The 7148-nt window shown below is 71.3% G+C and carries 6 protein-coding genes; 5 read left to right on the top strand and 1 reads right to left on the bottom strand.

Annotated features, from left to right (window positions below; all coding sequences use genetic code 11):
- Window positions 1–133: 133 nt before the first annotated feature.
- Window positions 134–1573, bottom strand: coding sequence for a gamma-aminobutyraldehyde dehydrogenase (locus tag ACWD68_RS23030; protein ID WP_451808313.1), 1440 nt, complete (start codon window positions 1571–1573; stop codon window positions 134–136).
- Between the two features lie 188 nt (window positions 1574–1761).
- On the opposite strand from ACWD68_RS23030, the gene ACWD68_RS23035 reads away from it, so the two are divergent.
- From ACWD68_RS23035 to ACWD68_RS23055, 5 genes are all read left to right on the top strand, one after another.
- Window positions 1762–2277 carry an Lrp/AsnC family transcriptional regulator gene (locus ACWD68_RS23035; protein WP_451808314.1) on the top strand — a complete coding sequence of 172 codons (516 nt, stop codon included), beginning with the start codon at window positions 1762–1764 and terminating at the stop codon, window positions 2275–2277.
- Window positions 2262–3644 carry an aspartate aminotransferase family protein gene (locus ACWD68_RS23040; protein ID WP_351540436.1) on the top strand — a complete coding sequence of 461 codons (1383 nt, stop codon included), beginning with the start codon at window positions 2262–2264 and terminating at the stop codon, window positions 3642–3644. Before ACWD68_RS23035 ends, ACWD68_RS23040 begins: the two co-directional genes overlap by 16 nt.
- A gap of 306 nt (window positions 3645–3950) precedes the next feature.
- Window positions 3951–4688, top strand: a complete 738-nt coding sequence (locus ACWD68_RS23045) for an ABC transporter ATP-binding protein (RefSeq protein WP_451808315.1) — start codon at window positions 3951–3953, stop codon at window positions 4686–4688.
- A complete protein-coding gene (locus ACWD68_RS23050; protein ID WP_451808316.1) occupies window positions 4670–6271 on the top strand; it encodes a hypothetical protein in 1602 nt (533 codons plus the stop codon). The genes ACWD68_RS23045 and ACWD68_RS23050 overlap by 19 nt, the downstream gene beginning before the upstream one ends.
- 117 nt (window positions 6272–6388) lie before the next feature.
- Window positions 6389–6796 carry a VOC family protein gene (locus ACWD68_RS23055; RefSeq protein ID WP_451808317.1) on the top strand — a complete coding sequence of 136 codons (408 nt, stop codon included), beginning with the start codon at window positions 6389–6391 and terminating at the stop codon, window positions 6794–6796.
- Window positions 6797–7148 lie beyond the last annotated feature (352 nt).

A 7148-nucleotide genomic window follows, 5' to 3' on the forward strand; every position in this document is an offset into this window, starting at 1 on the left:
GAAGGGGGAACGCCGCTGCCCCGGCCGGGATCGGCTCCCGTCCGGGGCAGCGGCGTGCGCACGATCCCCGCGCGGCGCACCGGCTACCGGCGCGCCGCCCGCGTCCGCGCGGCGCGCGGTCGGTGCGCGGCGGTCAGCCGTCGAGCGACGTCATCACGTGCTTGATGCGCGTGTAGTCCTCGAAGCCGTACCCCGACAGGTCCTTGCCGTAGCCGGACTTCTTGAAGCCGCCGTGCGGCATCTCGGCGACCAGCGGGATGTGGGTGTTGATCCACACGCAGCCGAAGTCGAGGGACTTGGACAGGCGCATCGCGCGGCCGTGGTCCTTGGTCCACACCGAGGAGGCGAGGGCGTAGTCGACGCCGTTGGCCCACTCGATGGCCTGGGCCTCGTCCGAGAAGGACTGCACGGTGATGACCGGGCCGAAGACCTCGTTCTGGATGATCTCGTCGTCCTGCTTGAGGCCGGAGACGACGGTGGGGGCGTAGAAGTAGCCCTTGTCGCCGACCTGCTTGCCGCCCGCCTCGACCTTGGCGTGCGCGGGCAGGCGCTCGATGAACCCGGCGACCTGCTTGAGCTGGTTCGGGTTGTTCAGCGGGCCGTAGAGCACGTCCTCGTCGTCCGGCTGTCCGGTCTTCGTCTCGGCGGCGGCCTTGGCGAGGGCGGTGACGAACTCGTCGTGGATGGATTCCTGGACGAGGACGCGGGTGGCGGCCGTACAGTCCTGGCCGGCGTTGAAGAAGCCCGCGACCGAGATGTCCTCGACGGCCTTGGCGATGTCGATGTCCTCGAAGACGACGACCGGGGCCTTGCCGCCCAGCTCCAGGTGGACGCGCTTGACGTCCTTGGACGCGGACTCGGCGACCGAGATGCCCGCGCGGACGGAGCCGGTGATGGACGCCATCGCCGGAGTGGGGTGCTCGACCATCGCGCGGCCGGTGTCGCGGTCGCCGCAGATGACGTTGAAGACGCCCTTGGGCAGGATGCCGCCGATGATGTCGGCGATCAGGACGGTGGAGGCGGGGGTGGTGTCCGAGGGCTTCAGGACGACCGTGTTGCCCGCGGCGAGGGCCGGGGCGAACTTCCACACCGCCATCATCATCGGGTAGTTCCACGGCGCGACCTGGGCGCAGACGCCGATCGGCTCGCGGCGGACGATCGAGGTCATGCCCTCCATGTACTCGCCGGCCGAGCGGCCCTCGAGCATGCGGGCGGCACCCGCGAAGAAGCGGATCTGGTCGACCATCGGCGGGATCTCCTCGGACCGGGTCAGTCCGATCGGCTTGCCGGTGTTCTCCACCTCGGCAGCGATGAGCTCCTCGGCCCGCTCCTCGAACGCGTCCGCGATCTTCAGAAGAGCCTTCTGGCGCTCGCCGGGGGTCTGGTCGCGCCAGGCCGGGAAGGCCGCGGCGGCGGCCGCCATCGCGGCGTCGACGTCCGCCTGGCCGGAGAGCGGCGCGGTCGCGTACGCCTCGCCGTTCGCGGGGTTGACCACCTCCGTGGTCCGTCCATCGGCGGCATCGCGGAAGTCTCCGTCGATGTAATTGCGCAGACGACGCAGCTCGGTGCTCACTGCCCGGCCCTCCTGTCGGATGTCCAACGACCCAGGTGTCCACTACCTGAGATGCCTGAGTCCCCACCCTAATCCGTGGCTCGACGTTTTCAACACCCCCGTGCCGCTCAGAACTGCGAAATCCGCAAGACACGTACCTGTAAACAACGAATTTCATCGCCTCATGCTTGCGGAACTATCGAGACGTCGTGCAGAGTGAGCCCGTGGCCAGTCGAAGCGCGGAACCCAGGGACTCCCGCGAGTCCAGGAACGGCAGTCCCCAGCTGGACGCCGTCTCCCTCGCCATCATCGAGCAGCTGCAGCAGGACGGCCGCCGCCCGTACGCCGCGATCGGCAAGGCCGTGGGCCTCTCCGAGGCGGCTGTGCGCCAGCGCGTCCAGAAGCTGCTCGACCAGGGCGTCATGCAGATCGTCGCCGTCACGGACCCGCTCACCGTGGGATTCCGCAGGCAGGCGATGGTGGGCATCAATGTAGAGGGTGACCTCGACCCGGTGGCCGAAGCACTGACTGCCATGTCGGAAGTCGAGTACGTGGTGATGACCGCGGGCTCGTTCGACATCCTCGCCGAGATCGTCTGCGAGGACGACGACCACCTGCTGGACGTCATCAACAAACGCATCCGGGCTCTGCCCGCCGTGCGCTCCACCGAGAGCTTCGTCTATCTGAAGCTCAAGAAGCAGACCTACATGTGGGGAACCCGATAGCCGTGAGCACCAAGGACCTCAGCAAGACCGCGTACGACCACTTGTGGATGCACTTCACCCGCATGTCCTCGTACGAGAACGCGCCCGTTCCCACCATCGTCCGTGGTGAGGGCACCTACATCTACGACGACAAGGGCAAGCGCTACCTCGACGGTCTCGCGGGCCTGTTCGTGGTCCAGGCCGGCCACGGCCGTACCGAGCTGGCCGAGACGGCCTTCAAGCAGGCCCAGGAGCTGGCCTTCTTCCCGGTGTGGTCCTACGCCCACCCCAAGGCCATCGAGCTGGCCGAGCGCCTCGCGCACCACGCTCCGGGCGACCTGAACAAGGTGTTCTTCACCACCGGTGGCGGCGAGGCCGTCGAGACCGCGTGGAAGCTCGCCAAGCAGTACTTCAAGCTGCAGGGCAAGCCGACCAAGTACAAGGTCATCTCGCGTGCGGTCGCCTACCACGGCACCCCGCAGGGCGCCCTGTCCATCACCGGCCTGCCGGCCCTGAAGGCCCCCTTCGAGCCGCTGGTCCCGGGTGCCCACAAGGTCCCCAACACCAACATCTACCGCGCCCCGCTCTTCGGCGACGACCCCGAGGCCTACGGCCGCTGGGCCGCCGACCAGATCGAGCAGGAGATCCTCTTCGAGGGCCCGGAGACCGTCGCCGCGGTCTTCCTGGAGCCGGTGCAGAACGCCGGTGGCTGCTTCCCGCCGCCGCCCGGCTACTTCCAGCGCGTGCGCGAGATCTGCGACCAGTACGACGTGCTGCTGGTCTCGGACGAGGTCATCTGCGCCTTCGGCCGCCTCGGCACGATGTTCGGCTGCGACAAGTTCGGCTACGTACCGGACATGATCACCTGCGCCAAGGGCATGACCTCGGGCTACTCCCCGATCGGCGCGTGCATCGTCTCCGACCGCGTCGCCGAGCCGTTCTACAAGGGCGACAACACGTTCCTGCACGGCTACACCTTCGGCGGCCACCCGGTCTCCGCGGCCGTGGCGCTCACGAACCTCGACATCTTCGAGCGTGAGGGCCTCAACCAGCACGTGCTGGACAACGAGGCCAACTTCCTGCAGACCCTGCAGAAGCTGCACGACCTGCCGATCGTCGGCGACGTCCGCGGCAACGGCTTCTTCTACGGCATCGAGCTGGTGAAGGACAAGGCCACCAAGGAGACATTCACGGACGAGGAGTCGGAGCGCGTGCTCTACGGCTTCGTCTCCAAGAAGCTCTTCGAGTACGGCCTCTACTGCCGCGCCGACGACCGCGGTGACCCGGTCATCCAGCTGTCGCCGCCGCTGATCTCCGACCAGTCGACCTTCGACGAGATCGAGGGGATCGTCCGTCAGGTCCTGACGGAGGCGTGGACCAAGCTCTGATCCCGCGCCCCTGATCCTCCCGCGCCTCTGATCCCGCACCGGAGATCCTCCGTCGCCGGCTCGGCTCCGCCGATCTCCCGTCGGCGGGCTCCGGCCTCCCGCGGGACTGATCAACACCGGCCCCGGTGGCGCCCGTTCGAGTGAGAATGGGCGGCCCGGGGCCGCGTGCTGTCCGGCGTCCCGGCCTTGACTCCCTAGCGTGCGAAGTGACCGATCGGCCCTGCCTTCGTTCCCCCGTCCGGGGGACCGAGCGACCTCGAAGAGGCCGCCGGGCACGGCACATCAGATCTGAACGAGGTGTACGCGATGGTGGCCCCGCCTGACAACGACGTGCTCTGGGCACGCGCCCTGCACGTCAAGCACAACGGCTCGCCCGCGCTCAGCGGTGTCTCGCTCGGCGTCCGTGAGGGCGAGATCCTCGCCGTCGGCGGCCCGCGGGGCAGCGGCAAGACGACCCTCCTGCAGTGCCTGTCCGGCCAGCTGCTCCCGCAGCAGGGCGAGGTCTGGTTCAACAGCTCGCCCGTCCACACCATGGGCCCGCTCACCCGCGAGCGGCTGCGCCGCGACCGGTTCGGCTGGATCGATCCGGTCCCGTCCCTGATCCCCGAGCTGAACGCCTGGGAGAACGCCGCCCTCCCGCTGATGCTGCGCGGCTACGCCCGCCGGGCCGCCAAGACCACCGCCCTGGAGTGGCTGGAGCGCCTCGACATCGGCGGCTGCGCCCGCAAACGCCCGCACGCCCTGCTCCAGGCCGAACGGCAGCGCGTCGCCATCGCCCGGGCCCTCGCCCCCTCCCCCACCGTGCTGTTCGCCGACGAGCCGACGGCCCCGCTGCACCGCGCCGACCGAGCCCATGTGCTGCGCACGCTCACCACGGCGGCCCGCTCGCACGGCATCACCGTCGTCCTCGCCACCCACGACGCGGACACGGCGGCGCTCGCCGACCGCACGGTGTCGCTGCTCGACGGACGGCGTGTGAACACCGTCCACCTGCCCCCGGTCACCGAGACGGAAGGCCGGGCCGCGTGCTCGCTCTCCGTCTAGCCCGCGGGGGCAACCCCCTCGTCCAGCTCCGCCGGCTCCTGGTCGCCACCGCCTCCGGGGGCACCGGGTTCCTGCTGCTGTGCACGCTGGGATACGCGATGAGCCATCCGGACGCCTCGGCCGCCGGCGCGCTGCGCCTGGCCTGGTGCGTCGCCCCTCTCGCCGCCACGGTCCACTTCGCCGTCGCGGTGGCCCGCACCGACCCCGGCACGCGCCCCCGGCCCGGCCTGTCCGCCATCGGCCTCGGCCCGGGCCGGCTGATGGCGATCTCCGCCGCCACCACGGCCCTGTCCACGCTCCTCGGCTCGCTGCTCGCCCTGCTCCTCTTCCTCCACCTGCGCGGCGACCTGACCGGCATCCCGTTCGACGGCGCGGCCGCGGAGTTCCTCGCCGCCGGCCAGTCCCTGCCCCTGCCGGCGGCCCTGACGCTGCTCGCCCTGGTGCCGATCGCGGCCTCCGGCGCGGCCGCCCTGGTCCTGCGCCCCCGGCGCAGCGGACCGCAGCGCACCGCCTGGTCGTACGGCCGCACCTGGATGTCGGCACGGCAGAGCGCGGCCCCGAGCGCTCCGGCACGCGGGACCGCGCGGGGTGGACAGCACACGGGCGGCCATCGCGGCGCGCCCGCCGCCTCCGCCGCGACCGGTACCGTCGACGGACTCGGGGACGCCCCGGCGGACGCCGGGAGCGCGGCCCCGCCGCAGCCGGACCCCCGCACCCCGGACGCCGCCGCGGACGCGGACGGCCCCGACTTCCACTGGACGGCCGAGGCGTTCGCCGGCGAGGACACCCTTCGGGGGGCCGGCGGGGACACCGCTCCCGGAGACACCGCTCAGAGGGTGGGGGCGCAGGACCGTTCGGCCGCCGCCGACGGGCACCCCGGGACGCCGGCCCCGTACACGGGTGCCGACGCGCCCGAGACACACCGGGACGGGCGTCCGGTCGCCGAGGCCGATCCCCATCGGCTCCCGCCGCCGGAGACGTCCCCGAACGGTCTCCCCTGGGGCGCGGCCACCCTGGCGGCCGGGCTGGCCGTGGAGACGTACGCGAGCCGGTCGGGACCCGCGCCCGCGCTCGCGCTGCCCGGCGGTTTCGTCGGCGGTCCGGCCGGGGTGCTGATCGGCTGGGTGCTGACGGCCGTCGGTCTGGCCCTCGCGGGGCCCGCGATCACCCATCTGTGCGGGCAGCTGCTCCAGGCCGTACGTCCTGGGGCGCTGCGGCTGCTGGCCGGACGGGTACTCCAGGCGGAGGCGCGGCGCATCGGGCAGCCGCTGGGTGTGGTGTGCGCGGTGGCGTCGGGCGGGTTCGCCATGACGACGCTGTACACCGGTTCGCGGCCCGCGTTCGGACCGCTGACCACCCTGGGCGCCCTGCTGGTCGCCGGGTGCACGCTGCTGACGCTGGCGACCGCCGCCGTCGAGGCGAAGCAGGAGCGGGCGGACACCACGGCGGCCCTGCTGCGGCTGGGTGCGCCCACCGCGACGCTGCGCGGCGCCGCGGCCCTGCGCGTCGGCGCCCTGTTCGCCGCGTTCGCCCCGCTGACCTGGGCCGTCGCCGAGCTGGCCGCGCTTCCCCTGAGCCGCTGATCCGTCCACGGACCGGTCCACGCGATGGCTGAGGAAAAAGTCCGTGCCGGGCGATGAGTTCCGGGCGGACCCCCGGTCTATCCCTGCGAACGGCACAACACTGACGGGAGACCTCGCATGTATCAGCAGATGATCTTCGTGAACCTGCCGGTGTCCGACGTGGACACCTCGAAGAAGTTCTTCACGGAGCTCGGCTACACGATCAACCCGCAGTTCTCCACCGACGACTGCGCCTGTGTGGTGATCAGCGACACGATCATCGCGATGATGCTCAGCAAGCAGCGCTACGCGGACTTCACCAAGAAGCAGATCGCGGACGCGACCAGGACCAGCGAGGTGCTGCTGTGTCTGAGCGCCGAGAGCCGCGAGAAGGTCGACGAACTGGTCGACGGCGCGATCGCCGCGGGCGGCTCGGCGACCGGCGAGACGCAGGACCAGGGCTTCATGTACGGCCGCGCCTTCGACGACCCGGACGGCCACACCTGGGAGGTCATGTGGATGGACCCGGCGGCGGTCCAGGGCTGAGTCCGGCCGTCCCGGTTCACGTCACGGGGCCGGTGCGCGGTACGGGGCCGGTGCGCGGTACGGGGGTCCGCGCACCGGTTCCGTGGCGTCGGCCCCGAGAGCCCGGACCGCGACGTCGGCCCCGGCCCGTGTCTCGGCGTCCCGCCCGTCGCCCGACGGGGCGCCACCCACGTGGCGGGCGCATCCGGGTGACGCGCCATCACCGCGAAGCGCCGTGCCGGTACCGCGAACCCCGGGTGTCCTTCGAACGGCACGCCCTAGTGCTGGATTCCTCTTTGGATGTACACATATCGGCGTCGTAGTTGGCGGGTGGGCGGGGCGGGTCGGCCCCAGATCCAGGGTCGGGCGCGGG

The sequence above is a fragment of the Streptomyces sp. NPDC005141 genome (assembly GCF_053599975.1).

Coding starts and splice junctions, on each gene's coding strand:
- ACWD68_RS23055 (WP_451808317.1), top strand. CDS start 6,389: ATGTATCAGCAGATGATCTTCGTGAACCTGCCGGTGTCCGACGTGGAC.
- ACWD68_RS23045 (WP_451808315.1), top strand. CDS start 3,951: ATGGTGGCCCCGCCTGACAACGACGTGCTCTGGGCACGCGCCCTGCAC.